We start from the raw sequence: 2,794 nt of genomic DNA, 5'->3' as shown, positions 1-2,794 counted from the left end.
CGTGACGGTCCGCTGCATCGATCAGGGTTTGTTGACGGTGTCGTCAACTGCGTTCGCCGTCGACTTGACGTCCCTACCGACGCCTCGGACGGTATTAGCGCAAGCGGAAAGAGCCAGGGCGCAGGCAAGAATAGCGATGGGGGCAAGGTGTAACAGTTTCACGGCGATGTCTCCTCTTCATGACGTAACCCACGAATGCCCATCGAGTTCCAATCATGCTTGTTCCCGCAAACGCCCCGCGATTTAGAAAAGTGCACAGCGTGCGACGAGATCTCCGGCTTATTCGACGGTGCAGGGCGGCGACGCGCGGATTTCGAGGCCGAGGGTGGTCATAATGTAGGTAAGAGACTGCCCGCTAATGTTGCGCGAGGCCCTGATTACATGGTGTCAATTGCATCCAAGGTTCAGGCGTATTGCAGTTCTGGCTTCGTCTCGGTACCGTTGATCATTCCGGCGCTAGCGTAGTTTCGGGGCTCTGCGTCTCCTCGACATCGGGCGGATAGTCGAAGTCTGCGGCCGGATTGTCCGCGCCGCTCAGAGGAACTGGACCGGCACGCCGGGACTGAGAAGCTTGCCAAGTTCTCCAGCATCCCAATTGGTCAGGCGTACACAGCCATGGGAGCCGGTCTTGTCAATACGGGCGGGCTCGGGGGTCCCGTGAATACCGAAGCTCGGTTCAGACAAGTCGATCCACACCGTGCCGACGGGGCCATTGGGACCGGGCGGAAGGGTCAGGACCTTGTCGTTGTTGCCCTGTTTGAAATTGAGCTTGGGATTGTAGGTGTAGCTCGGGTTCGTGACCACCGCCCTTACTGTATGCATGCCGGACGGGGATGGGTTCTCCTCGCTGCCAATTGTGGCCGGAAAGGCCGCCAGGAGTGAGCCGTCTTCCGCATAGGCGCGAACCTGGCCTTCGGCCTTGTCTACTTCCAGTCTGGCGGCCGTTCCGCGCTTCCCCGAACCTAGATCGGCCACCGAAATCGTTTCTCCCTCGGCGAAGGTCGCGCCAGGATTGAGTGCCTTCAGAAAATCCTCGTCCATGTGGAAACGCTCGGCCATGGCCTCGCTTGGACGGGCGTAGCCGAGGTATTTCATCTCCGCCATTTTGGCGTAGTCTTTCGGAATGGCACCCACCACCGTGGAAAGGTCGTCCGCCGTGACGACGTAGCTGCCGATAACCTGCTTGTCCGCGTCTATGGCGGCGATGACCTTGAGTCCAATCTTTCCGTCGACCGGGAGGCCACGCATCACTTCAAAGGCTGCGATGGCGTGCCGCAGGTTGCCGCCATCAAGACCGTCGATAACTCCTGGCGACGCCCCCGCCCGGTCGAGCAATACCTGCAACCGAACTATGGACGGCGAGGGCGCGTCTGCCGCAGGGGCTTGCGTAAACTCCGTCGAAGGGGCGGCGGCACCGACATTGAACGTGCTGCCGGTGGTCAGCGGATCGATCTTCGAATCGGGGGGCGCATACGTCGGCGAAATTGCATCGAGGGGCGCTGCGTTGACGGTATCGGGGGTAAGCAATGACGCGGCGTGAGCTGGTGAGATGACCAACGTTGCCGTGCCAGCGCCAAGTGCCGTGCTGAAGGTGAGTACAAGTAGACCGAGGCCGCGTCGCATGTGGGGTGTGTCTCCTGGCAGCGAAAAGAGGCCGCAAGCGACATTCTGCCGGATTGGTTACTGGTCTCTTAACATCGATGTCCAATTCAACTCACTGTGCCTGCAGACCTGCTAGGGGAACTTAGCGCCGTGACGCCCTGGGTTCCGAATTTGTTCAGAAAGCATCCGATCCGCCACGGAGGAGCCAGAAGACTCTGATCCGTCTCCTTGCACGCGAACCCGGATTACCGAAGCTCGGACGCGAGAGCTGATTAACATGACGGTACCGATCGTGGATCAAGCTGGGAGACGCCCGACTAAAAGGCGCAGCGGAATTCCCGACGTTACAGAAGCAATACGCCGTTGGTCTACAGGCCAGGGCAAAGGGTCTGCCAAGCCCCGGTCTTGGTGTTCTGTCCCATGATGCCGCCGCGGTGCTGCGTCTTAGCCCGTTGAGGCTCCGGCCAAGGAGCAGGGATGGGGACGGAAAATCTCATTCTAGACCTGACCAAGATGCGGACTATTAGTTGCTACCTGCTTGGCTGAATACAACCGAGCCGTCGTCCTTGCGAACCTCGACCGCTACAATACCGTCTGAGTTTCGTGCGGAAAAATTGGCAAGCGCGTTATCCCGTGCAGCCTTCTCGGTCTCGAACGACGCTTTCTCGACAATGCCTTGCTTGCCGTACCAGATCACCGTGTAAGCCAACGTTTCGGCGTCCTTCTCTGCTTTAGTTTTCTTCGCGCGCTCGCAACGGTGTCGAAAGGGACCGGTTGAGACATTACGCCTTGGGCAGGATATTACAAATCCACAGATCTGACGTATCTCGGCGAGGAAAGTTCGAACCGAGAGGTGGGAAACGCCATCCCGATCTCGCGTGTGCCTTGATGCCCTGCCGCCTCCAGATTGACGGCATCGACATTGTAGGAAGCCCGGCAGTAGCGACATTGTCCGACTAGCGGCCGGTATTTGGCCGCTTTAATTGCTTAGTCAGACGTTGAGTCTCTCCGCACCAAGGCCACTCGATCGTCCCTGAGAAACCACGGTGTGTATGCAGAAGGCACAAGGACATCATGCCTATTTTTTCAGTGAGGCACTCGACTGTCTATCGTTACAGCCGACCTGTAAGGTTTGGCGAACACCGGCTGATATTCAGGCCGCGCGACAGCTTCGACCAGAGACTTCTAGACC

The 2,794-nt window shown here is 58.5% G+C and carries 3 protein-coding genes; 1 reads left to right on the top strand and 2 read right to left on the bottom strand.

From position 1 onward, the window contains the following. Positions 1–534: 534 nt before the first annotated feature. Together EN991_RS30830 and EN991_RS30825 are read right to left on the bottom strand one after the other, a co-directional pair. Positions 535–1,623 carry a L,D-transpeptidase gene (locus EN991_RS30830; protein ID WP_127366481.1) on the bottom strand — a complete coding sequence of 363 codons (1,089 nt, stop codon included), beginning with the start codon at positions 1,621–1,623 and terminating at the stop codon, positions 535–537. Between the two features lie 502 nt (positions 1,624–2,125). After that, entirely contained in the window at positions 2,126–2,311 is a 186-nt protein-coding gene (locus tag EN991_RS30825) for a hypothetical protein (RefSeq protein ID WP_127366480.1), read from the bottom strand. Positions 2,312–2,676: 365 nt separating this feature from the next. On the opposite strand from EN991_RS30825, the gene EN991_RS30820 reads away from it, so the two are divergent. Then, on the top strand, positions 2,677–2,794 hold a 118-nt coding region (locus EN991_RS30820; protein WP_281058824.1), incomplete at its 3' end, for a transglutaminase N-terminal domain-containing protein.

It is taken from the genome of Mesorhizobium sp. M7A.F.Ca.US.005.03.2.1, assembly GCF_003997795.1.
GTDB classification, from domain to species: domain Bacteria; phylum Pseudomonadota; class Alphaproteobacteria; order Rhizobiales; family Rhizobiaceae; genus Mesorhizobium; species Mesorhizobium ciceri.
The sequence above is the reverse complement of the archived record's forward strand: the minus strand, read 5'-3'. Positions and strand labels throughout refer to the sequence as shown.